This window comes from Paenibacillus sacheonensis, from assembly GCF_009909195.1.
Lineage (GTDB): Bacteria > Bacillota > Bacilli > Paenibacillales > Paenibacillaceae > Paenibacillus_Z > Paenibacillus_Z sacheonensis.
The window spans coordinates 73937-96355 of record NZ_JAAAMU010000021.1; the positions used below are offsets into that span (position 1 = coordinate 73937).

At 61.6% G+C, this 22419-nt stretch carries 23 protein-coding genes; 18 read left to right on the forward strand and 5 right to left on the reverse strand.

Annotated elements, in window-relative coordinates; genetic code table 11:
* Positions 1–8: 8 nt before the first annotated feature.
* From GT003_RS27135 to GT003_RS27170, 8 genes are all read left to right on the forward strand, one after another.
* Positions 9–578, forward strand: coding sequence for a histidine phosphatase family protein (locus GT003_RS27135; RefSeq protein ID WP_161703904.1), 570 nt, complete (start codon positions 9–11; stop codon positions 576–578).
* Positions 569–988 carry a GNAT family N-acetyltransferase gene (locus GT003_RS27140; protein WP_161703906.1) on the forward strand — a complete coding sequence of 140 codons (420 nt, stop codon included), beginning with the start codon at positions 569–571 and terminating at the stop codon, positions 986–988. The genes GT003_RS27135 and GT003_RS27140 overlap by 10 nt, the downstream gene beginning before the upstream one ends.
* 55 nt (positions 989–1043) lie before the next feature.
* The gene (locus GT003_RS27145; protein WP_161703908.1) at positions 1044–1502 is read left to right on the forward strand and encodes a GNAT family N-acetyltransferase; all 459 of its coding nucleotides are present in this window, start codon (positions 1044–1046) and stop codon (positions 1500–1502) included.
* 17 nt (positions 1503–1519) lie between these two features.
* Complete coding sequence (locus GT003_RS27150; RefSeq protein ID WP_161703911.1) at positions 1520–1825, forward strand: Dabb family protein; 306 nt, start codon at positions 1520–1522, stop codon at positions 1823–1825.
* Positions 1826–1877: 52 nt separating this feature from the next.
* Complete coding sequence (locus tag GT003_RS27155) at positions 1878–2282, forward strand: carboxylesterase family protein (RefSeq protein WP_161703913.1); 405 nt, start codon at positions 1878–1880, stop codon at positions 2280–2282.
* Between the two features lie 135 nt (positions 2283–2417).
* Positions 2418–2843, forward strand: a complete 426-nt coding sequence (fosB, locus tag GT003_RS27160) for a metallothiol transferase FosB (RefSeq protein ID WP_161703915.1) — start codon at positions 2418–2420, stop codon at positions 2841–2843.
* 28 nt (positions 2844–2871) lie between these two features.
* Entirely contained in the window at positions 2872–3042 is a 171-nt protein-coding gene (locus tag GT003_RS27165; RefSeq protein ID WP_161703917.1) for a hypothetical protein, read from the forward strand.
* 421 nt (positions 3043–3463) lie between these two features.
* Complete coding sequence (locus tag GT003_RS27170) at positions 3464–4696, forward strand: multidrug effflux MFS transporter (protein WP_161703919.1); 1233 nt, start codon at positions 3464–3466, stop codon at positions 4694–4696.
* A gap of 474 nt (positions 4697–5170) precedes the next feature.
* Here the strand turns inward: GT003_RS27170 and GT003_RS27175 are convergent, their stop codons facing one another.
* Positions 5171–6190, reverse strand: coding sequence for an electron transfer flavoprotein subunit alpha/FixB family protein (locus GT003_RS27175; protein WP_161703921.1), 1020 nt, complete (start codon positions 6188–6190; stop codon positions 5171–5173).
* 19 nt (positions 6191–6209) lie between these two features.
* Positions 6210–7037: an electron transfer flavoprotein subunit beta/FixA family protein gene (locus GT003_RS27180; protein WP_161703923.1), complete on the reverse strand. Its 828-nt coding sequence runs from the start codon at positions 7035–7037 to the stop codon at positions 6210–6212.
* 248 nt (positions 7038–7285) lie between these two features.
* Between GT003_RS27180 and GT003_RS27185 the strand changes: the two genes are divergently transcribed.
* The 3 genes from GT003_RS27185 to GT003_RS27195 all read left to right on the forward strand — a co-directional run bounded on the left by GT003_RS27185 (position 7286) and on the right by GT003_RS27195 (position 13512).
* Positions 7286–9595, forward strand: a complete 2310-nt coding sequence (locus GT003_RS27185; RefSeq protein WP_239566135.1) for a (Fe-S)-binding protein — start codon at positions 7286–7288, stop codon at positions 9593–9595.
* A 195-nt stretch (positions 9596–9790) separates the two neighbouring features.
* Positions 9791–12211 carry a 3-hydroxyacyl-CoA dehydrogenase/enoyl-CoA hydratase family protein gene (locus GT003_RS27190; RefSeq protein ID WP_338046029.1) on the forward strand — a complete coding sequence of 807 codons (2421 nt, stop codon included), beginning with the start codon at positions 9791–9793 and terminating at the stop codon, positions 12209–12211.
* Positions 12212–12312: 101 nt separating this feature from the next.
* Positions 12313–13512: an acetyl-CoA C-acyltransferase gene (locus GT003_RS27195; RefSeq protein WP_161703927.1), complete on the forward strand. Its 1200-nt coding sequence runs from the start codon at positions 12313–12315 to the stop codon at positions 13510–13512.
* Here GT003_RS27195 and GT003_RS32935 read toward each other — a convergent pair.
* Positions 13496–13630 carry a hypothetical protein gene (locus GT003_RS32935; RefSeq protein WP_275589207.1) on the reverse strand — a complete coding sequence of 45 codons (135 nt, stop codon included), beginning with the start codon at positions 13628–13630 and terminating at the stop codon, positions 13496–13498. The genes GT003_RS27195 and GT003_RS32935 overlap by 17 nt on opposite strands.
* 95 nt (positions 13631–13725) lie before the next feature.
* On the opposite strand from GT003_RS32935, the gene GT003_RS27200 reads away from it, so the two are divergent.
* The 7 genes from GT003_RS27200 to map all read left to right on the forward strand — a co-directional run bounded on the left by GT003_RS27200 (position 13726) and on the right by map (position 20190).
* Positions 13726–15528 carry an acyl-CoA dehydrogenase family protein gene (locus tag GT003_RS27200; RefSeq protein WP_161703929.1) on the forward strand — a complete coding sequence of 601 codons (1803 nt, stop codon included), beginning with the start codon at positions 13726–13728 and terminating at the stop codon, positions 15526–15528.
* 43 nt (positions 15529–15571) lie between these two features.
* A complete protein-coding gene (locus GT003_RS27205; RefSeq protein ID WP_161703931.1) occupies positions 15572–15751 on the forward strand; it encodes a hypothetical protein in 180 nt (59 codons plus the stop codon).
* Between the two features lie 771 nt (positions 15752–16522).
* On the forward strand, positions 16523–18250 hold the full coding sequence (locus GT003_RS27210; RefSeq protein ID WP_161703933.1) for a long-chain-fatty-acid--CoA ligase: 1728 nt from the start codon (positions 16523–16525) through the stop codon (positions 18248–18250).
* Positions 18247–18678: a PaaI family thioesterase gene (locus GT003_RS27215; protein WP_161703935.1), complete on the forward strand. Its 432-nt coding sequence runs from the start codon at positions 18247–18249 to the stop codon at positions 18676–18678. The genes GT003_RS27210 and GT003_RS27215 overlap by 4 nt, the downstream gene beginning before the upstream one ends.
* Before the next feature lie 114 nt (positions 18679–18792).
* On the forward strand, positions 18793–18966 hold the full coding sequence (locus tag GT003_RS27220) for a hypothetical protein (protein WP_161703937.1): 174 nt from the start codon (positions 18793–18795) through the stop codon (positions 18964–18966).
* A gap of 191 nt (positions 18967–19157) precedes the next feature.
* On the forward strand, positions 19158–19346 hold the full coding sequence (locus GT003_RS27225) for a hypothetical protein (protein WP_161703939.1): 189 nt from the start codon (positions 19158–19160) through the stop codon (positions 19344–19346).
* Between the two features lie 103 nt (positions 19347–19449).
* Positions 19450–20190, forward strand: a complete 741-nt coding sequence (gene map / locus GT003_RS27230) for a type I methionyl aminopeptidase (RefSeq protein WP_161703941.1) — start codon at positions 19450–19452, stop codon at positions 20188–20190.
* 14 nt (positions 20191–20204) lie between these two features.
* Here the strand turns inward: map and GT003_RS27235 are convergent, their stop codons facing one another.
* Entirely contained in the window at positions 20205–21326 is a 1122-nt protein-coding gene (locus GT003_RS27235) for a Ger(x)C family spore germination protein (protein ID WP_239566133.1), read from the reverse strand.
* Positions 21319–22413 carry a GerAB/ArcD/ProY family transporter gene (locus GT003_RS27240; protein WP_161703943.1) on the reverse strand — a complete coding sequence of 365 codons (1095 nt, stop codon included), beginning with the start codon at positions 22411–22413 and terminating at the stop codon, positions 21319–21321. The genes GT003_RS27235 and GT003_RS27240 overlap by 8 nt, the downstream gene beginning before the upstream one ends.
* Positions 22414–22419 lie beyond the last annotated feature (6 nt).

The following is a 22419-nucleotide window of genomic DNA, read 5'->3' on the forward strand; positions in this document are numbered from 1 at the left end:
GAATTGCATTGGAAACGACCGTGCTGCTCGTTCGTCATGCCGAATCGTCCGTCCATCTCGGCGAAGAACGTACGCGAGGACTGACGGCGCAGGGGCTGGAGGACGTGCGCCGGCTGACTGCCGGGCTTCGGCAAACGCATATCGATGCCGTGATTTCCAGCCCGTATGCGCGTGCGGTCTTGACCGTGCAGGGGATCGCCGATGATCGCGGCTTGCCGGTGCTGGCCGTAGAGGAATGGCGGGAGAGGCGGCTGCACGGCGAAGACGTTTCATTGCCGAAGGAAGCGTTCCTGGCTGCGATCGGGCGGTCGTTCGCCGACCCGGACGAGGCGCTGCCAGGCGGAGAATCGTTGCGCGAGGCGCAGGCAAGGGGCTTGCTGGCCTTGCGGGAGCTGCTGCGGGAATATCGCGGAGGTACGATTGCCGTCGGCACGCATGGTAACTTGATGGTCATGCTGCTGCGGGCATTCGACGCGCGGTATGATTACGCGTTCTGGCAGCGGTTGTCGATGCCTGACGTATACCGGCTGACCTTCGGCGAAGACAAGCTTATGGGAGTGGAGCGACAATGGAATTGACGTACCGTGAAATGACGATCGACGATTACGAGGCCAGCTATGCGCTGTGGGCGGCTACGGAGGGCATGGTGCTGAGCAGCTCGGACTCCAGGGAAGAGATCGCGCGCTTTCTGGCGCGCAATCCGGGCTGCAGCTTCGTCTGCGGCGAGGGAGACCGCCTGCTCGGCACGCTGCTCGCCGGGCATGACGGCAGGCGCGGCTTCCTGTACCATGTGGCCGTCGCGCCGAACCAGCGCGGTCGCGGGATCGGCGGCAGCCTCGTGAGGCTCGGGCTGGCCAAGCTGCGCGAGGCGGGGATCGAGAAGTGCCATCTGTTCGTTCTCGCGAGCAACGACGTCGGCAGAGGCTTCTGGGCAAGGTCGGGCTGGGAGGAGCGGGACGGCATCTTGCTGTTCTCGCGGGATACGTAGGAATCGGGCAGGGACGTCCGGGCCGGAAATAGGCCCAGTGGAGGGAAGACGCGGGATGACGATCATGATCAGACGGCTCACGGATTGGGAAGCGTATGACTGGACGGACATGATCGCGGAGAGCATGAGCGAAGGCTACCGGCATGTCGGGCGGCTCGCCTTGGATTACGAGGCGGGCGCGAATCGGTTTGACCGTGCCGGAGAGGCGCTGTTCGCGGCCGAAATCGACGGCGAGCTGGCAGGCGCGGGCGGTCTCAGCCGAATCGAACGGGCGGGCCTTCCTGCGATCGGACGGGTCCGGCGCGTTTACGTCATGCCCCGGTTCCGGAGATTCGGCGTCGGAAGCGCGCTGATGCGCGAAGTCGTGGCATTGGCGAGTTTGCATTACGAGGAGCTTGTCCTTCGCACGGATAATCCGGCGGCGGACGCGCTTTATGCATCGTTCGGCTTTCGGAAAGCAAAAGATCGCGAAGACGCGACGCATGTACTGCGATTAGAGGGTAATAAACCATAACCGGGAGGATGATTCAGATGGGACAAATTCAACATATGGTGATTTTTAACTTGAAGCACGAGGCAGGTTCGGAAGCGGCGGCTGCCTTCCTGCGCGACGGCGAGCGTCTGCTGACCTCGATTCCGGTCGTGAAGAACTTCAGCGTATTCAAGCAAGTGAGCCCGAAGAACGACTATGATTACGGCTTCTCGATGCAATTCGCCGACCAGGCGGAATACGAGGCTTACAATGCGCATCCGGTGCACGTGGATTTCGTGCAAACCCGTTGGGAAGTCGAGGTATCGCGCTTTTTGGAAATCGATTTTGAAAATTACGGCGCTTAAGCCGGCGGAGTTGTCAGCCGCCTAATTCCGTGGACCGGAGAGGAGACTGCCGATGACTTTGTTATCGCGTTCGTTTGAAGCTTCCGTGGCGATCCGAGCCGAGATCGGATACAAGCTGTTCGTACCGGATCATTACGACGGAAGCCGGCCGTGGCCGATCATCGTCTTCCTGCACGGGATCAAGAAACGCGGCTCGGACATCGGCCTGCTGGACAATTACGGCCTGCTCAAGTCCGCGGCGGGCACGAGAGAATTTCCGTTTCTCGTCCTGGCTCCGCAATGCCCGGCGCATTCGTATTGGCCCGCGGTGCGGCATGAAGTACTGGCCCTGCTCGACGGCACGATGAGCGAATACAATGTCGACCCCGCCGCCGTTTATTTGACGGGCTTCAGCATGGGCGGCAACGGGGCTTCGGAGCTGTTCCGGTGGCTGCTCAGCCACAAGCGTTCGAGTTGAGCGGCGGGGACTGCAGCCGGGGAGAGGGACGCCGCGTTCAAGGAGCGGAAAACGGTTGGAAAAGCGGCAGGACCGGCTGCGAAACCGCAATAAGCAAGCCGACATCAGTCTCAACGTAAAGCGAGTGAAGCGAAAATGAAAGTCGGAAGCATCAATCATCTGCTCTTTTCCGTGTCGGACTTGGAGCGCTCTATCGTTTTCTACCGGGAGGCGTTCGGGGCGAAGCTGCTGGTCCGGGGCCGCGGCCTCGCGTATTTCGACCTGCATGGGCTGTGGCTGGCGCTGAACGAGGAGAACGACATCCCGCGGAACGAGATCCGGCAGTCGTATACCCATACGGCGTTTACGGTAGAGGACGAGGACTTCGACGATGCCGTTGGCCGTCTGAAGGCAATCGGCGCCTCGATCCTCCCGGGCCGCGAGCGGGATGAACGGGACAGGCGGTCCGTCTATTTCGCGGATCCCGACGGGCATAAGTTCGAATTCCACACCGGTTCGCTGGAAGACAGGTTGTCCTACTATAAGGCCGAGAAGCCGCATATGATCTTCTATGAGGAGTAAGCTTCATGCGTAGAAGGGAGCGGCGGCCATGCGCCATACGGAGGACGAGCGTCGGAGCTTGACGGAGCCAAAGGGGCCGAAGAAACCTTCCCTAGGTCTCATCCTGGCCCTATTGGCCGTCATCGCGCTGATAATCGGTTCGAGCTTTGCGCTGGCGCATGCCGTGGTCGGCGAAGCGTTTCGCAGGCTTGGGGGATGAGGAAGGCCGGATGGGGCAGCGAGGCAGGGCGACAGCTGCGAGGAAACAGAGGCAAGGAAACAAAGGCAAGGCGACAGCTGAAAGGGAACAAATGCGAGGAAAGCAAGGCAAGGAAACAAATTCAAAGGTTATACATGCAAGGAATAAATACAAAGAAATAAGTGCAAGGATAGCAGACCGCAGATAGCAAATAGCAGATCGCAGGTAGCAGGTAACAGATAGCAGATAGCAGAACAATTACCGTGGCCGGCCGTAACAAGCCCCGGCGTCCTTGATCGGCTTTGCCGTAGAGGTCGCGGGGCTTTTGACGTTTACCAAAACAAAAAAATTGACTTCGACCGTACTCGAAGCGGTAGACTATCCTTTAAGCTCAAAGCATGAATAAAGGATTGGATTTGAAGAATAGGAGATTAGCTTAATCATGACGATCAAGAAAGAACAAAAAGTACTTGGACTTGCGCTGCTGCTCGGTTTATTTTCGACGATGGGTCCCTTCACCATCGATATGTATTTGCCGGCGTTCCCGGAAATCGTCAAGCAGTTCGATACGACGGCTTCGCTGGTGCAGCTTAGCTTGACCGCCTGCTTGCTCGGGCTCGGCATCGGCCAGCTCGTCATGGGTTCGCTGAGCGACGTCTACGGCAGGCGCAATCCGCTGCTGATTTCGATGGCCATGTACGTCGTCGCATCGTTAGCCTGCGCGCTGTCGCCCCATATCGGGCTGCTGATTGCATTCCGATTCGTGCAAGGCTTCGCCGCTTCCGCGGGCATCGTGATTTCGCGGGCGATCGCACGCGACCTGTACAGCGGTCACGAGCTGACGAAATTTTTCTCGATGCTGCTGCTCGTCGGGAATTTGGGGCCGCTCGTCGCGCCGATCAGCGGCAGCGGGGTGCTGGCCGTCACGACCTGGACCGGCGTGTTTATCGCGCTGTCGCTGCTTGGCCTCTACTTATGGGCGATGACCAAATGGAAGCTGCGGGAGACGCTGCCGGCCGAACGCCGCAAACCGAGCAATTTCATGGAGCAGCTGGGCAACTATGGCTCGCTCTTGCGGGACCGCCAGTTTGTGGGCTACATGCTGGCTCAGGGCATTATGATCGCGGGAGTGTTCGCTTACGTGTCGGGCACGCCCTTTATCTATCAAAATATTTACGGCGTATCGCCTGCGGTATTCTCGATTTTATTCGCGTCGAACGGCGTGAGCTTGATCATCGGTTCGACGCTGGTCGGCAAGATGGCGCATCGCGTATCCGAGCACACGTTTTTGTTGATCGGCCTGTTAATGGCTTGTTTGGCGGGAGCCGTCGTCTTGTTCGTGGCGATCATCCATGGACCGCTTTTTGCTTTGGTCATTCCGTTGTTTTTCTTCGTGGCGTCGCTCGGCGTTACGTCGACGGCGGCATTTCCGCTTGCGATGGAGACCCAAGGCCATATGGCGGGCAGCGCCGCGGCCCTGCTTGGGGTCATTCCCTTCCTGCTCGGAGCGATCGTCTCTCCGCTGGTCGGGATCGCGGGCGAAGACACCGCCGTTCCGATGGGCATCATCTTGTTAGGCACGAGCGTTGCGGCGATGCTATCTTATTTCTTCCTGGTAAAGAAAGCGGCCGGCAAGCCGAACGAGGATCGGGAACTAGCGAAGAACGTGAGCTGATTTCAAACCAAATCCAAAGGGCGGGACCGCTGTTAAGCATTCACCGTCTAACGGTTGTACGGAGGCCTAATCGGCTCAAAAAGCCCATTTTATATCGCTAATGGTTGTCAGGAGGCTTATTGCGCGATTTGTGCGTGCAAATCGGCCTCTGCACGATAATTAACGTCTGTCACAATCGTTAGGATTTATTTAGCCGTGTTTTTGGGGGATTAGCAGCGCTGACAAGCGTTAGAAGTTAGGAATCGGCCGAAACTCATGTTGAACGACCGGCAGCCTTAGCCGATTGCTGACGTACCTGTCGCCGTCGTATACGTTGCCCTAAATTAAAACTGAAACGAAAGAGAGAAACCCGCCGTTTAAACAAACGCGGGTTTCTCTGCAATCCGAGAAGCGGTCCGGGAGTTCATCTTCCTCCTGGACCGCTTCTTTTTAATTATTGGGGTTCCTAAGCGTTTTGACCATCTCCGCTATGCATCAGCCGGTCTTATTGAACAAAGTCCGGAACCGCTGGGTCAGCAGCGGCACGACCTCGAACAAGTCCCCGACGATTCCGTAATCGGCCACGCCGAATATGGGCGCTTCGGGGTCCTTGTTGATCGCGACGATAACGCGGGATTGGCTCATGCCGGCAAGATGCTGGATGGCGCCGCTGATGCCGCAGGCGATGTAGAGCTTCGGCGTGACGGTTTTGCCGGTCTGGCCGATTTGGAGCGCATAATCGCAGTAGCCGGCGTCGCATGCGCCGCGCGAGGCGCCGACCGCGCCGCCGAGCACCTCGGCCAGCGCGGCCAGCGGCGCGAAGCCTTCCGGGCTGCGCACGCCCCTGCCGCCGGCGACGATGACGTCCGCCTCGGCCAGGTCGACCGTGCCGCCGGCTTTGCGCGCGATGCCGCGGACGACGGTCCATAGCGGCGGCGCTTGGTAAGGTAGCGCCGCGATCCAGCCTTCGCCGCCGGGAGCGACCGGCTCCGCGACGGGCAGGTTATTGGGGCGCACGGTGATGACCTGCGGCGCCCCGGGAAGGAACCGCCTCTGCTCGAACGCCTTGCCGGCGTAGAGCGGGCGGGTTAACAGCGCGGCCGCGCCGCCATCGCCGCCGGGCTCGATGGCGGTCACGTCCGCGACGTGGCCGCCGCCGATGCCGGCGGCCACGCGGGGCGCGAGCTCGCGCCCCGCCGCGGTGTGGCCGAGCACGATGATGCTCGGCTGCGCCGCGGCAACGGCGGCGCCGATGGCGGCGGCGTACGCCTCCGGCGCAAAGCCGGCCAGGGCGGGGTCGTCGACGACGTGGACGACCCCCGCCCCCCGGGCGGCGAGCTCGGCGGCGGCTTCCTGCAGCGCCGCCCCGGGCCCGCCGCCGACGAGGACGGCGTGCACGCTGCCGCCGTCCCCGGCCAGCAGCCGCGCGGCGCCGAGCGCCTCCAGCGCCACGCGGCGCAGCTTGCCATCCAGGCACTCGGCATACACGAGTGCCTTCACGGTTGTATCGGTCATGGTTCCTTGACCTCCTCTCTCAAAACAGCTTCGCTTCGCGCTGCAGCAGCTCCGCGAGCTGCTCGGCCTGCTCCGCAGGCGCGCCGCTCAGCTTGCGGCCGGCCGCGCGAGCCGGCGGCGGCAGAAGCGACGCGCGCTCCGTCCGCGGCGCGAGCGCTGCCGCGTCGAGGCCGAGCTCCGCGGCGCCGAGCTGGCGGAGCGGCTTGCGCTTCGCTTTCATGATGCCCGGCAGCGACGGGTAGCGCGGCTCGTTCAGCCCTTGCTGCGCCGTGATCAGGGCGGGGAGGGGAATCGCGACCGTCTCCACGCCCCATTCCGTGTCCCGCTCGGCGACGGCGATCCTGCCGTCGCCGCCGCCCCAAGAGGCTCGGCTCGCGGCCTGGCCGCCAGCCGCGCCTCCGCCATCCTCCACCGACAGCTTCAACACCGCCGACGCGCTTGGCAGTCCGAGCCGCTCCGCGACCTGCAGCGCGATGCTGCCCGCGCCCCGGTCCACGGCAAACAGCCCCGCCAGCACCAGGTCCGGCTTCAGCTCCCGCACCGCGGTTGCGAGTACGGCCGCGACGGCGCTGCCGTCGTCCGGAAGCCCATCCTGCGCGATCAGCACGGCTTCGTCGGCGCCCATGGCAAGCGCGGTGCGCAGCGTCTCCGTCGCGCGGTCCGTTCCGCAGGAGACGACCGTGACGCTTCCGCCGTGCGCCTCGCGCAATCGCAGCGCTTCCTCCAGCGCGTATTCGTCGTACGGATTCATAATGAACTTGACGCCGTCCTCGGCGACGGCGCCGTTCGCGAGCTCGATTTTTTCTTCCGTATCGAAGGTTTGTTTGATCAATACCACCAGCTGCATGGGGTCCTCTGCACCTCCCGATCGTTCTGTTCCTGCTTGCGGCAGTCATACCGTCCCACGGCCGCCGAATACGATAAAAGAAGCCATCCGCTAGCCGCCGCCGCCCCTGTTACCTTATGAACTTGGCCTTCGAAATAGACCCCGGCGGAAAGCCGGAACGATGCTCGCGCGACATGTTGCCGACCGCCGGGACATATACTGAAAAACACTCCGCGTTTCCGTGGGAAGGAGGGAGCATAGTGGAGGGATTGAGTGCGCATACGCTGGTTTTGTCGCTGCGATGGTTCTTTTTTGCGCTTTTGACGCTGACGGCATTGGCCTGCTTCTACGCCGTGGTCCGCAGACGGGTGGGTTACGTGCTGCTGGGCAGGACGGAGCAGCGAAAACCGCCGCCTCCGTTCGATTCGGGAGATCCCGAGAACGACCACCGCGACGAGATGCTCCAGATTACTTCGTTCACGGCGACCGAGCTCGCCGCGCGCGCTTCGCCATGGTTTGAAAGGCTGGCCGCCTGGAGCCTGCAGGTATTCGGCCACCGCAAGCTGTTGAAGGATCTTCGCAGCGGTCTTATGCATGTCGTCCTGTTCTACGGCTTCATCGTGCTGCAATTCGGCGCGGCGGATATCGTGTGGAAAGGGCTTACCGGCTCCGCGCTGCCCTATCCGGCTTATCGCAGGTTCGTGCTGACCCAGGAAATTACGGTTTCGCTCGTGCTCCTGGCGATTCTCTACGGGGCCTTTCGGCGCTACGTCGAGCAATTGAGGCGGCTGAAACGCGGCTGGAAGCCGTCGGTCGTGCTGTGGTTGATCGGCGGCCTGATGGTGACGGTTCTTCTGACGCAGGCCTTCGACCGGCTGCATGAAAGGGCGGCGTCCGGCTCCTCGGCATCGCTCTATGACAGCCACGCCCCGGTCTCCTCGGCACTGGCGGAGGGTTTCAAAGCTATCGGGCTTTCCGCGGGTGCCGGCAACGTGCTCTACGAAGTGTTTTGGTGGCTGCATCTGGCGGTGCTGCTCGGTTTTCTCGTGTATGTGCCGCAATCCAAACATTTTCATATCTTCACGGCGCCGGTGAACTTGTGGCTTCGCCGCCGTTCTCCGCCGGGCAGGCTGGCACCGCTCGATCTCGAGGATGAAGAGGCGGAATCGTTCGGGGTCGGAACGGTGGAGCATTTTACGCCCAAACAACTCCTTGACCTCTATGCCTGCGTCGAATGCGGCCGCTGCACGAACGTTTGTCCGGCCTCGAGCACGGGCAAGCTGCTGTCGCCGATGCATCTGATCGTCAAGCTGCGCGATCATCTGACCGAGAAAGGCGCCGCGATTACCTCGAAATCCCCTTGGGTGCCGGCTTGGGGCGGCAACGTCCAGTCGAGCGCGCACGTGATGTCCGGCGTGATGCCTTTGTGGACCGGAGGCTCCGCGGCGGCGCGGACGGATATCGAGCCGACGATGACGGCGCAAAAGCAGGCTTGGCACGTGCAAGCGGATACGTCCGTGGCGGACGTGGCGCTGGTCGGAGACGTCATGACGGAGGCGGAGCTGTGGTCGTGCACGACCTGCCGGAACTGCGAGGATCAATGTCCGGTCGGCAACGAGCATGTGGATAAAATCATCGACATGCGCCGGTACCTCGTCCTGACGGAGGGCCGCGTGCCGGCCGAAGCCCAGCGCGCCATGCAAAATATCGAGCGGCAGGGAAACCCGTGGGGTCTGCCCCGCGCCGAACGGGCGGCATGGCTCGCGGCTTATGAAGCGGCGGTGCCGGATGCGCCTCCCGTGCGCACGATGCGGGAAGCCGCAGGTAACGGCGAGCAGCCCGAGCTGCTGCTCTGGGCCGGCACGATGGGCGCGTACGATCAGCGCAGCCGCAAGGTGCTGTTCGCGGTGGTGCGGCTGCTGCAGCAGGCGGGCATCCCGTTCGCGGTGCTCGGCGGCGAGGAGCGGAATTCCGGGGATACCGCGCGCCGCTTGGGCAACGAGCTGCTCTTTCAAACGTTGTGCGCCGAAAACGTCGCGACGCTGCAGCGCTACGGCATTCGCCGCGTCGTCACCATCTGTCCGCATACGTTCAATGCGCTGAAGAACGAGTATGTCGACTTCGGCCTTGAGCCATCCGTGGCGGTCGAGCATCATACGACGCTGCTTGCCCGGCTGCTCGCGAACGGCTCGCTGGTGCCCGCGCATCCGGTCAACGAGCGTGTCGTGTATCACGATTCATGCTACTTGGGCCGCTATAACGGCATCTACGACGCGCCGCGCGCGCTGCTGCGCGCCATCCCCGGCGTGGAGCTGCTGGAGATGGAGCGGAACCGTTCGAACGGCCTGTGCTGCGGCGCCGGGGGCGGACTCATGTGGATGGAAGAGCGCGGGGGCGCTCGGGTAAACGAAGTCCGCGCCGCGCAGGCGCTCGGTACGTCCCCGACGGTCATCGGCTCCGCCTGCCCGTACTGTCTGACGATGATGGAAGACGGCATCAAGCTGCACGATGCCGAGGGCGGGGTCCGTGCCCGCGACGTCGCGGAGCTGCTGGCCGAAAGCGTATTCGGCGGTCGGTAGCCGGCGGTCCGGCGTGGCGCGCAGGCGGAAATATCAACCGATGTGACGGTAAATTCGGAGCAAGAGGTGCGCCCCGTGCACTTCTGCGATCTAACAATGCACTTTATCACCACCGGCTGACGCGTCTCCTCACCGGACGGCTAGCCGATACTCGCCGCCTAGGCGGCAAAAAACCACAGCAAAGGAGGGAGCGGTGTGGGAGATCGATCGACGCCGACGACGATACGCCGTGCGGCTGTCATAGGATCGGGGGTGATGGGGGCAGGAATTGCCGCCCATCTCGCCAACGCGGGCATGCAGGTGCTGCTGCTGGATGTGCCGCCGGCCGCGCTGACGGAACAAGAAGAGCGGGCGGGGGCCTCGCTGCAGGACCGGGCGATCCGCAACCGGCTGGCCGCGGCGAGCATCGCCAGGCTGGCGAAGCAGGAACCGCCGGCGCTGTACGCGGCTTCCTTTGCCCAGCGCATCACGCCTGGAAACTTAGAGGATGACCTCGGCAAGCTTGGCGAGGCGGATTGGATCATCGAAGCCGTCGTCGAGCGGCTGGACATCAAACGCAGCGTGTTCGAGCGCATCGAATCCGTGCTGAGGGCGGGCACGCTCGTCTCGTCCAACACGTCGGGCCTGTCCGTGGCGGCGATGACAGAGGGACGCGGACAGCGGTTCCGGGAACAGTTTGCGGTGACGCATTTTTTCAATCCGCCTCGTCACATGAAGCTGGTCGAGATCGTGCCCGGCGCGGATACGTCCCCCGAGACGGCGGCGCGGCTGACCGCGGCATGCGAGAAGCAGCTCGGCAAAGGCGTCGTCCTCGCGAAGGATACGCCGAACTTCATCGCCAATCGGATCGGCACGTACGGCATGCTGACGACGATCGAGGCGATGCGCAGCTTCGGGCTCGGCATCGACGAGGTGGACGCGCTGACGGGTCCCGCCATGGGCCGGCCGAAGACCGCGACCTTCCGCATGCTGGACCTGGTCGGACTGGATACGCTGCTGCACGTCGTGGACAACGTGAGGGAACGAAGCGGGGACGCCGCCGAGCGCGCGGCTTTCGCAAGACCGCCGGAGCTGGAAGCGCTCGTGGCCAAGGGCTGGATCGGCGAGAAGGCGGGCGGCGGCTTCTATCGCAAAATCAAACGTCCCGGCGGCGGCAGCGACATCGAGACGCTCCAGCTGGACACGATGACCTACGCGCCGAGGCGCAGCGTCAACTCGCCGGTCATCGAAGCGGCCAAACAGGCCAAAGGCGCCGTCGCCAAGGTCAAAGCGCTGCTGTTCACGGACGCGAATGATCGATACGCGCAGTTCGCCTGGCAGACGATCAAGACGGTGCTGCTCTATTCGGCCCGGCAGCTGGGCGTCGTCGCGGATACCGTCTCGGACATCGACCGCGCGATGGTATGGGGCTTCAACTGGGAGCTGGGTCCGTTCGAGCTGTGGGACGCGATCGGGCTGGAGCGATCCGTGCAGCGGATGCGTTCGGAAGGCGACGATATCCCGGCATGGGTGGAAGACTGGCTCGCCGTCGGCAGCCGGAGCTTTTATAAACAGGAAGGCTTGCAGCGCTTCTACGTCAGCGATGGCGCTTATCGGCGGCAGGAGGAAGAACCGGACGTCATTTCGCTGAAAGCGCTCAAGGATGGCGGCCGCGTCGTGCTCGGCAACAACGGCGCTTCGCTGCTCGACTTGGGCGACGAGGTGGCCGGACTGGTTTTTCATTCGCCGAACAACGCGATCGGCGGGGACATTCTGACCGCCATCCGGCAGAGCGCGGAGGAGGTCAGCCGCAACTGGCGCGGGCTCGTCATTGCCAACGAAGGCCGCCATTTCTGCGTGGGCGCGAATCTGCTGATGCTCCTGCTCGAAGCCCAGAACGGCGATTTCGACGAGATCGACGACATTATCTCCCTCTTTCAAAACAGCATGCTAACGCTGAAGCGGCTGGACCGTCCCGTCGTGGCGGCGCCGCATCGGATGACCTTGGGCGGAGGCGTCGAAGCCTGCCTGCCGGCGGACCGGATCGTCTTCTCCGCGGAGACGTATTTCGGTCTCGTCGAAACGGGCGTCGGCTTGATTCCGGCCGGAGGCGGCTGCAAGGAAGCGGCCGCGCTTGCCGATGACCGGACCGGCTCGTCGGGCGACCTGCAGCCGCAGGTCAACGCGCTGTTCGAGACGATCGCGATGGGCAAAACGTCCACGAGCGGGTACGATGTCGCCCGCATCGGGTTCATGCGGCCGCATGACCGCGTCGTTATCCGCGGCGAGGCGCGCACGGCGGAGGCGAAGCGGACCGTTCTGGCCATGGACCGCGAAGGCTATACCCCGCCGTCGTCTGCGCGGCGGATCCGCGTTGCGGGCCGCGAGGGCCGCGCCGTCCTGCAGCTGGCGGTCGAAAACATGCGTCTCGGCGGCTTGGCAAGTCCGCACGATGCGCTAATCGGGCGCAAGCTGGCGCATGTGCTCGCTGGCGGAGACGCGGCGCCGGGAGCGGAAGTGAGCGAGCAGTATTTGCTCGATCTGGAACGCGAGGCGTTCCTCAGCCTCTGCGGCGAACCGCTGACGCAGGCGCGCATGCGGCATATGCTGTCGACCGGCAAGCCGCTGCGCAACTGAGGCGGTTTGAAGCAATTGCCGCTGGCTCGGCTTGGCGCAAGAAAATGCCTCGCCAGCGGAGAGAGAACTACCATTTCATCCGCTAAAGGAGGGAACCCACCATGACCGCGACCAAAAACCCGCGGGATGCCGTGATCGTATCGGCCGTGCGCACCGCCGTGGGCAAAGCGAAGAAGGGCAGCCTCGCGGACACGCGCGCGGAGGATCTGGGCCGCGCCGTGCTGCGCGCGGCCGTCGACCGCGTGCCCGGGCTGGACTATGCCGATGTCGAGGACGTCGTCATCGGCTGCGCGATGCCCGAGGGCGAGCAGGGGTTGAATTTCGCCCGCATCATGACGCTGTATGCGGGCTTTCCGGTGACGACCCCGGCCGTCACCGTTAACCGGTTCTGCGCGTCGGGGCTGCAGGCGATCGCCTACGCCGCGGAGCGCATTCGGCTCGGCGAGGCGGATATCGTGCTCGCCGGCGGCGTCGAAAGCATGAGCCATGTCCCGATGACCGGCTTCAAGCTTTCGCCGCATCCCGGCATTGCGGACCGCATGCCGGAGGTTTACATGGGCATGGGCCACACGGCCGAGGAGGTGGCCCGGCGCTATGGCATCGGCCGCGAAGCGCAGGATGCGTTTGCCGCCGAGAGCCATCGCAAAGCGGCGCAGGCGATCGGCGCGGGCCGTTTCCGCGACGAGATCGTCCCGCTTCATGTCCAGCGGGAGGGCGTCGGCGACGACGGAAGGCCGTGGGCGAAGCCGTTTACGTTCGACCAGGACGAGGGCGTGCGCGCGGACACGACGGCGGAGGTGCTGGCGAAGCTGAAGCCTTCCTTTGCCCGGGAAGGTACCGTGACGGCAGGCAATGCATCGCAGATGAGCGACGGCGCCGCGGCGGTCATCGTCATGAGCCGGGAGCGGGCGGAGCGGCTTGGCATCAAGCCGCTGGCGCATTTCCGCGCTTACAGCGTGGCGGGCGTGGCGCCGGAGGTGATGGGCATCGGCCCGATCGAGGCGATTCCCAAGGCGCTCGGCCGTGCGGGATTGGCGCTGGAGCAGGTGGACGTTTTTGAACTGAACGAGGCGTTCGCGGCTCAGTGTCTGCCGATTATCCGCGAGCTCGGCATCGATCCGGCCATCGTCAACGTCAACGGCGGCGCGATCGCGCTGGGTCATCCGCTCGGCTGCACGGGCACCAAGCTTTCGGTGTCGCTGATTCACGAGCTGCGGCGCCGAGGCGGAGGCACGGGCATCGTCTCCATGTGCGTCGGCGGCGGCATGGGGGCTGCGGGCGTGTTCACGGCCGAAGCGTAAAGGCGGCATGCGGCGTTTGCGCAGCGAGCTGCTCGTCCGGCGCAACTGGTCCAGCCGGAACCGGCAGCTGGCCCATCCAGCGCTGATTGCCGCGAGCGAGCCGTCGGTCCTGTGCCACCACCTAGCGCCGCCGGCATTCCATATACGCATCCCTAGGTCATTGCAGTGTTTCCCTGTTGCATCGCCTGCTTGAATGAGAAAGGAGGCAATGGTATGGCTCAAAACAATGGTTGGGGCGGCCGTTTCGTCGTCGAGGACATGGCGCCGGAGGACATCGTCACGCCGGAGGACTTCACCGACGAACAGGTGATGATCGGCGCGGCGGCGCGCGCTTTTCTCGAAGGCGAGATTCGCCCCCGCGATGCCGAGATCGAAGCGCTGGATTACAAGCTGACGGTGGAGCTCATGCGCAAGGCCGGCGAGCTCGGCCTGCTTGGCGCCGACGTGCCGGAAGCGTACGGCGGGCTCGGGCTCGACAAGGTCAGCTCGACGCTGCTGGCCGAGACGCTGGCCGAGGCGTCGTCCTTCGCGCTGTCCGTCGGCGCCCATGTCGGCATCGGCACGCTGCCGATCGTCTTCTTCGGGACGCCGGAGCAGAAGGCGAAGTACCTGCCCGATCTGGCCGCCGGCACGAAGATCGCGGCTTATTGCCTAACGGAGCCGTCGTCTGGATCCGACGCGCTGGGCGCCAAGACGAAAGCGCGGCTGAACGCCGAGGGCACGCATTACGTGCTGAACGGCTCCAAGCTCTATATTACGAATTCCGGCTTTGCCGACGTGTTCATCGTGTACGCGAAAGTGAACGGGGATCATTTTACCGCCTTCATCGTGGAACGGGGCTTGCCGGGCTTCAGCATCGGGCCGGAGGAGCACAAGATGGGCATCAAAGGCTCCTCGACCTGTCCGATCTTCTTCGACGACACGCCCGTGCCGGTCGAAAACGTGCTCGGCGAAGTGGGCAAAGGCCATCTTATCGCGTTCAACATCCTGAATATCGGACGCTTCAAGCTCGCCGCGGCCTGCGTCGGCGGGGCGAAGGAGACGGTCGGGCTGGCTGCCAAGTATGCCAACGGACGGAAGCAGTTCGGCCGTCCCATCGCGTCGTTTCCGCTTATCGGGGCGAAGCTGGCGGATATGAATATCGCGGCCTTCGTGACGGAGAGCATGGTGTACCGCACGGCCGGCTGGATCGACGAGACGCTGAAGAACGCCGAAGCCGAAGGGGGAGGCGCCGCGAGCGAAGCCGGAGCCAGGGCGGCGAAGGCGATTTCCGAATATGCCTTGGAATGTTCCATCAACAAGGTGTTCGCGACGGAAGCGTTGGATTACGCGGCGGACGAAGCGGTGCAGATCCATGGCGGCTACGGCTACATCAAGGAGTATAAAGTCGAGCGGATCTACCGCGATTCCCGCATCAACCGGATCTTCGAGGGCACGAACGAAATCAACCGGATGCTCATTCCCGGCACGCTGATGAAAAAGGCGCTCAAAGGCGAGCTGCCCCTGCTGCGCAAAGCGCGCGCCCTGCAGGCGGAGCTGCTGCAGCCGATGCCCCTGCCCTCGTTCGACGAACCGCTAAGCAAGGAAACGTACCGGATCGCGCAGGCCAAACGGACCTTCCTGGCCGTCGGCGGCCTGGCTGTGCAAAAGTACGGGCTGGCGCTCGAGCAGCAGCAGGAGGTGCTCGTCCTGCTGGCGGACATGATGATCCAAACGTTCGCGATGGAAAGCGCCTCTCTCCGCACGCGCAAAATGCTGCGCAAAGCCGGAGCCGACCCTGCCGCGGCGACCCGTGCCCGCAATGCCGTCGAGATGACGGTCGTCTTCGTGCAGGAGGCGATGGAACGCGTTGAACGGTATGCGAAAACGGCGCTGGCCGCCGTGGAAACGGGCGACGCGCTGCAGACGCAGCTCGCCGTGCTCAAGAAGCTGATGCGGGCGCCGCTCGACGATACCATCATGCTGAAACGGAGCATCGCGGCCCGTGTGATTCGCAGCCAGCAGTATACGTTGTAGGTGCTGCGCTTAGACGCGTAATCGGAGAGGCTTACTTCGCGGAGTGGAGATCGTTTATTGCTTATTGCTGATTCCTATTTCAGATACAAAGTGCTTGTCGCTGATTGCTCTTATCGCTTATCGCTGGTCGCTTATCGCTGGTCGCTTATCGCTGGTCGCTTATCGCTGGTCGCTTATCGCTGATTGCTTATCGCTGATCGCTATCGCTGATCGCTATCGCTGATCGCTATCGCTGATCGCTATCGCTGATCGCTATCGCTGATCTCTATCGCTATCGCTGATCGCTATCGCTGATCGCTATCGCTGATCGCTGATCGCTGATCGCTGATTGCTGATCGTTGATCGCTTGCTGATACAAAGCAAATATCGTCCTGAAGCCGGAAGAAACCTCAGCGCCAAAAAAGCTAACGCTTGTACGAGTCGCTAATTGGCTCCAATTGCCCATTTTTTAAATGTAACGGTTGCCATAGAGCTTAATGGGCGTTTTTTTCGTGAAATCGGGCCATATGCGGCCCATAACGCCGCTCACAAGCGTTAGAGTTTCCAGCGCCTTCTTTTTCGCGGATTAGCGACGCTGGCAACCGTTAGACTTTGGTGCAATTCGTGCTGCGTGCCCGGCGCGGGGAGCAGGCTTAGGGATTGGCGCGGTGCCAGGCCGATCATAAGATCCGCCGGAATTGGCGGAACTATTGCAAGCACTGATGCCTGCTTTGAGCCGCTCTTGAATTGAGTTTGCTTGCGAGGATGTCGAACCGAACAAGTTTCGCAAGAAGTTTCGCAAAAAAGCCTACGCTTCCGATGTGAATTTTGATCGCAAGGAAGCTAACTCGAAGATGCTTCGCAATAACTCAGCCTATGCTTCCGAAGTAATTTTTGCTGCGAGGAAGCCATACCGAAGAAGCAACGCAAAAAAGCTTATGCTTCCGAAGTGAGTTTTTGCTCGCTAAGAAGCTACACGAAGATGCTTCCCAAAAACTCTTAGGAGGCAGGGAAAATGACCCAACCATCTTCCCCCTGGCTTCGCTCTTATCCGTCCGAGGTCTCGCCCTCGGTGGAGATTCCGGACCTCGCCATCGGCGATTTGCTGCTCCAGACCGCCGCCAGATATCCTTCTCACGAGGCCTTGTTCTTCTTCGGCAAACGGATTGCTTACAAGGAGCTGCTCGCGTCGGCCCAGCGCATGGCGGCGGGGCTTCAGGCCGCTGGCATCGGCAGAGGGGACCGCGTCGCGATCATGCTGCCGAACTGCCCGCAGACGGTCATCGCGTACTTCGGCGTCCTGCTTGCGGGCGCCGTCGTCGTCATGACGAACCCGCTCTACGTGGAGCGCGAGCTGGAGCACCAGCTGAAGGACAGCGGCGCCGTCGCCATCGTGACGCTGGATCTGCTGTATCCCCGTCTCGCGCGTGTGCGCGGCGAAGCGCCGGAGTCCGGACCCGTCCCGCAGCTGCGTAAGGTCATCGTGACCGCCATTCCGGACGGACTGCCTTTTCCCAAAAATCTGCTCTACCCGATCAAGCAGCGCCGCGCAGGACCGCTTCCGGACATTCCGTACGGCGCAAACGGCGTGACGCGGTATGCCTCGTTCATGGCAAAGGCCGCCAGGCTGCCGGCCGAAGTCCAAATCGATCCGGAGAAGGATATCGCGCTGCTCCAATATACGGGGGGCACGACCGGCATCGCCAAAGGCGTCATGCTGACGCATCGCAGCCTGATTGCGAACGCGGCGCAATGCACGGCGTGGTTCTATCGGCTGCAGGAAGGCAAGGAGCGGTTTCTCGCGGCGCTGCCTTTGTTTCATGTGTTCGGTTTGACGGTTATCATGAACTTATCTGTCCTCATAGCGGGCACTATCGTGCTGCTCCCCCGTTTCGAGATCGAGGCGGTGCTGAAAGCGATCCGCGACGAGAAGCCGAGCGTCTTCCCCGGAGCGCCGACGATGTACGTCGCGCTGCTCAATCACCCCGACGTGAAGAAATACGATCTGTCGTCGATCAACGTATGCATCAGCGGCTCCGCTCCGCTGCCGATCGAGGTGCAGACGCAGTTCGAAGCCCTGACGGGCGGCCGGCTGATCGAAGGCTACGGCCTGACGGAAGCGGCGCCCGTGACGCATGCCAATCCGCTGTGGACGCGGCGCAAGATCGGCACGATCGGACTGCCGCTGCCCGGCACGCAGGCCAAGGTCGTTGCTTTGGACACCGGCGAGGAGCTGCCGCCCGGCGAGATCGGAGAGCTGCTCGTTCAAGGTCCGCAGGTGATGCAGGGCTACTGGAACAAGCCGGAGGCGACGGCTGCGTCGCTGCAGGACGGCTGGCTGCGGACCGGCGACCTGGCGCAGATCGATGCGGACGGATTTTTCACGATCGTGGACCGAATCAAGGACATTATCATCGCCGGCGGCTTCAACATCTACCCCCGCGAGGTGGAAGAAGTGCTGTATGAGCATCCCGGCGTCAGGGATGCGGCCGTTATCGGCGTGAAGGATGCGTACCGCGGGGAGACGGTCAAGGCGTTTATCGTGCTGCGCAAGGACGTGAACGTCTCGGCCGTGCAGCTTGACCGCTGGTGCAGGGAACGGCTGGCGGTGTTCAAGGTGCCGCATCAATATGAATTCCGCGCGGATCTTCCGATGACGATGATCGGCAAAGTGCTGCGACGCAAGCTGCAGGAGGAAGAGGAACAAGCCGCGGCCGGCGGCGATGAGGGCGGTGAGGCATGAACGACAGCGGGAATGAACGGCCGCGGGATGCCCGCAAGAAGCTGGAAGCGCTGGAAGCGGCGGCTCGGCCGACCTTTTGGGGCTTTCTTGGCTGCGAGCTGGCGTCCGCGGACGGGGACAAGGCGGTTATCGCGCTGCAGGTCCGGCCGGAGCATCTGAATTTGGCGGGCATCGTGCACGGCGGCGTGCTGGCCTCGCTGCTCGACAATGCCATGGGGCTTGTCGCCATTCTCGCATGTCCGGGAGAACGAACGGTCACGACCGGGCTGAACGTGCATTATTTGCAGTCCTCCTCGGAGGGGAGGCTGACCTGCGAAGCGGAGCTGATCCACCGCACGAGAAGAACACTTACATTAGAGGCACGAGTTGCCGATAATAAAGGAGAGCTTCTTGTATGGGGAAGCGGAACGTTTCGCAGGGTAACTTGATTGTAACATGTTACATTTCTGTAGCGGGCTGTCCGTCGCATTGAAAGCGCTATTCCTTTCCTCTATAATTAGCCTATATATGGAAATTATCCGGAGCGAAGGGGGGGCGCATCAGTGGTTAGCCCTTGGATAACGACTGCGGTCATCCTGTTCGGGATTATCGTTGCGATTGCAGGCGTCATTGCGTACTTGCGCATGTACAAGAAGAGCGCATGGTCGGCTGCGACGACGCGTCCGCAGGAGATGGATTTGCCCGGTGCGGATTCGGCAGAAAATGACAAAATTTGATGCTTTTATAAATAAACATTCGTGTTCGCTTTTCTATCTGGGTTGAAAATGTTATAATTGATTGATAAGTTAGAAAATTCAATACGGAGTCTCCTTCACACTTTCAGACTCACCTTCATTCACGTGGATCGTTCAACATGCTGTAATCGTAAATTGTTAGAACCACCAACCGATGCTAGGGAGGGGATTTCATGGCGAAACGCAGCCATAATGAAGTCAAAGAAAGCCTCGTGGAGCTCACGCGTATTTTTCAACCGAAGGACTCGCGCAAGTTTGTCAGAGATTATATCCGCAAGTACAGGATCATGGGCGGATATGAAGAAGAGCTGACGCTTCTGGTCGAGCATGAGATGGGGAGACTTCGTTCCTCCGTAAGTTAATCGAACGTATACAAGCCTTGCCCGGTACGATAGGGACAAGGCTTTTTTGTTGCTCTCCGGTCAATCTACGCCGGCCATGCCGAATGCATGTGGAGGGATGCGCATGATTCAATACAAGACGCGGGAAGAGATCGAACGGATGCGAAAGGCAGGACGCATCGTCGCTGCCTGTCACCGCGAAATCGGCAAAAGGCTGAAGCCGGGCGCGACGACGCTGGAGATCGATCGTTTCGCGGAAGCCTACATGGTCAACTGCGGTGCCAAGCCCGCGCAGAAAGGCTATAAAGGTTATCCGTATGCGACCTGCGCCTCTGCCTGCGACGTCGTCTGCCACGGATTTCCGCGTGACGTGCCGCTTCGGGAAGGCGAGATCGTGACCATCGACATGGTCGTCGAGCTTGACGGCTGGATGGCGGATTCCGCCTGGACGTACGCGGTCGGGCGGGTGGATCGCGAGATGGTTCGGTTAATGAACGCGGCGAAGACCGCGCTGTACCAAGGCATCGCGCAGGCAGCGGCGGGCAATCGGCTTGGGGATATCGGCCATGCCGTGCAGGCCGTCGCCAAGCGCGAGCAATACGGCATCGTAGAGGCTTTCATCGGTCATGGCATCGGACGCCGGATTCACGAGGATCCCCAGGTCCATCATACGGGCAAGGCGGGTACCGGCAGGAAGTTGAGAGAGGGCATGGTCATCACGATCGAGCCGATCTTCGTGACGGGCAGGCCCCATATCTCGATTGACGCGGACGGCTGGACGGCCCGCACGCTCGACGGCTCCTGGGGCGCCCAATTCGAGCATACCGTTGCGGTGACGAGCGGCGGGCCGATTATTTTGACCTGAGCACTGCGGTGCTTTTACTTCATTTTGCCGACATTGTTGATTCTCGTCTTGACCTTGCAGTGCACTTCGATTCGCGGATACCGTTCTCCCCAGTTCGTTTTCTTCCACGCCGGATAGCCCATATGGTTGCGCACGTAGCTGCCGATGCCGATGCTATCTGCTCCTGCCTGCTGTAGTTTCTTCACCAGCAGCTCGGCCTGCGCGGCCATGTATGCCGATATTTTTTGCTCCAGCTTCTTCAGGTCCCGCGGCTTGCCCAGCTTGAGATCGCCGCCGATATATTCCGATACGGTCGCGTTCAAATGCATGTCAATGGCGACTTTCATTTTGTCGCCGGCACCTGTCACTTTGATGCTGCGGCTGCTGACGAGCGACGTCAGCACGACCGCCTCCGTTGATTTTTCCTTCTTCCGCAGGCGGATGCCGAGCTCGCCCTGCTTGAATCCGCCATGCAGGCAGGCGAAGATCATCGCGTCCTTCTCCGGTATGCGGCCGACGTAACGGTCGTCCTTGAACAAGGCGATGCCGTCGATCACGATATTCTCTCCGGCTCGCCGGATCATCGGCGCGACGGGATCGATGCCGTCGTCATAATAGTCGCGCACGAATTCATACAGCGTGGCCTTCGGAATGGAATGCGAGTCGGACTCTTTCCCGAGCAGCCGCTCGATATACAAGTCCGTCCGCGGATGCTGGCTGTAGCGCTGGTTCAGCAGCTGTTCCGCATCGCCGTTCACGACCGCGATTTTCATGAGCGGCGATATGGCCGGATCGCGGGTTTGGGTATCCAAATGATCGCCGATGCCGGCCTGAACGAAGGATTTGCCGAGCAGCGTGACGCGAAGCTGGCCGCTGACCAGCTGCAGGCTCGTTTGCCTGGACATTTGAATGCGCGCCTGCTTGCTCGTAGGCGCCGACGTGCGAAGCACTTCCCGCTCCTGGTTCGATTCCGCCTCCACTCTCGGAATGGCGACGGCTATTTTCAACTCCCCGTTTGGCAGCAGATCGTAACTCGTCGTTTGGATGAGGCCGACCTGTTCCAGGATGCGCTGATCGCCGCAGCCGCCAAGCAGGAGCGACCCGGCAAAGATCAAGAGGAGCGGCAGCCGCATGTACCGGGAAGAGAAGTTACGCATGGGCTGTCTTTCCCTTCTCTTTGCGGATCATCAGCAGCGCGAGCAGAAACAAGGGCAGACCGAACGAAATGCAGATTTCGGCGATGCCGAGCCATGTCAGCCATACATTGACATCCGCCAGCGTGTCCGGTATCAGTCCGACGAAGAACGTGCCGGCGACGAGCGCGAGTCCCCGGTACTCGGGCTTGACCCGCGTAAATAACCGGCCGCTTGCTTCGCTCGCGGACCAATAATACATGGACATGGTCGATAGCATCGTGAAAAGCAGCAGGCCGTACAGCATGTTTTCGATGCGTTCGATGAACGGGAACTTGACAAAGGCAAACATGTCGATCAGCGGAAACTGCATATGCTGCAGCTCGCCGAATCCGAAGAACCCGAAGACCAGGAGGCAGATATACATGTAGCTGGCGAATACGAGCAGATTCGCCCAAATGGCCATTTTCATCAGCTTGGCAGAGCGCTCGACGTAACCGAACAGAAGCATGACAAGCTCGAAGCCCAGAAAGGCCGTGTAGATGCCCGTCATGCCCATCGGACTGAAGTCTCCTTCGTGAAAGAAGAAAGGTGTCATCCGTTTCCAGCTGAATTCATGAAAGAGCAAGCACGAGAACGGATACATCCATACCGTCAGATAGAAAAACACCGTGCTCGCTTTGGACATCGTATAGACGCCCTTGACGCACAGGAGCATGGCGAGCAAATCGATGACGAGCTTGAACCAGACCGGATTGGTCGTCGGAAAGGCGATCATTTGAAAGATAAATACATATTCGATCGCCACGAGGCAGGCGAGCATGCTCCAAACCGCCGTCAGCGCAAGGTACAGCGGGGCAAGCAGCGCCTTGGGCAGCCGCTGCTCCATGATCTCGAAGATGGACTTTCCTTGTCCCATGCGATAAATAAGGCCGATGAGCAGCAAATTCACCGTTACGGCGATGCAATAGGCAGGCAGCGCCAGCCAGCCGTTCAGCCCGAACGTTTGCGCCAGCATCTGGCCGAGCGAAATAATGACAACGCCTGTCTGCGTCATGTAGATCAGGATCAACACGTGGAAGGAAGAAAGTTTTTCTTTGACCGTGGGCAATGCCGC

What these genes read in the sequence shown, in the direction of transcription:
- GT003_RS27145 (WP_161703908.1), top strand. Translation starts at nt 1,044, where the DNA reads ATGACGATCATGATCAGACGGCTCACGGATTGGGAAGCGTATGACTGG.
- GT003_RS27210 (WP_161703933.1), top strand. Translation starts at nt 16,523, where the DNA reads ATGACCCAACCATCTTCCCCCTGGCTTCGCTCTTATCCGTCCGAGGTC.
- fosB (WP_161703915.1), top strand. Translation starts at nt 2,418, where the DNA reads ATGAAAGTCGGAAGCATCAATCATCTGCTCTTTTCCGTGTCGGACTTG.
- GT003_RS27200 (WP_161703929.1), top strand. Translation starts at nt 13,726, where the DNA reads ATGGCTCAAAACAATGGTTGGGGCGGCCGTTTCGTCGTCGAGGACATG.
- GT003_RS27235 (WP_239566133.1), bottom strand. Translation starts at nt 21,326, where the DNA reads ATGCGTAACTTCTCTTCCCGGTACATGCGGCTGCCGCTCCTCTTGATC.
- GT003_RS27170 (WP_161703919.1), top strand. Translation starts at nt 3,464, where the DNA reads ATGACGATCAAGAAAGAACAAAAAGTACTTGGACTTGCGCTGCTGCTC.
- map (WP_161703941.1), top strand. Translation starts at nt 19,450, where the DNA reads ATGATTCAATACAAGACGCGGGAAGAGATCGAACGGATGCGAAAGGCA.
- GT003_RS27155 (WP_161703913.1), top strand. Translation starts at nt 1,878, where the DNA reads ATGACTTTGTTATCGCGTTCGTTTGAAGCTTCCGTGGCGATCCGAGCC.
- GT003_RS27165 (WP_161703917.1), top strand. Translation starts at nt 2,872, where the DNA reads ATGCGCCATACGGAGGACGAGCGTCGGAGCTTGACGGAGCCAAAGGGG.
- GT003_RS27195 (WP_161703927.1), top strand. Translation starts at nt 12,313, where the DNA reads ATGACCGCGACCAAAAACCCGCGGGATGCCGTGATCGTATCGGCCGTG.
- GT003_RS27150 (WP_161703911.1), top strand. Translation starts at nt 1,520, where the DNA reads ATGGGACAAATTCAACATATGGTGATTTTTAACTTGAAGCACGAGGCA.
- GT003_RS27180 (WP_161703923.1), bottom strand. Translation starts at nt 7,037, where the DNA reads ATGCAGCTGGTGGTATTGATCAAACAAACCTTCGATACGGAAGAAAAA.
- GT003_RS27140 (WP_161703906.1), top strand. Translation starts at nt 569, where the DNA reads ATGGAATTGACGTACCGTGAAATGACGATCGACGATTACGAGGCCAGC.
- GT003_RS27225 (WP_161703939.1), top strand. Translation starts at nt 19,158, where the DNA reads ATGGCGAAACGCAGCCATAATGAAGTCAAAGAAAGCCTCGTGGAGCTC.
- GT003_RS27215 (WP_161703935.1), top strand. Translation starts at nt 18,247, where the DNA reads ATGAACGACAGCGGGAATGAACGGCCGCGGGATGCCCGCAAGAAGCTG.
- GT003_RS27175 (WP_161703921.1), bottom strand. Translation starts at nt 6,190, where the DNA reads ATGACCGATACAACCGTGAAGGCACTCGTGTATGCCGAGTGCCTGGAT.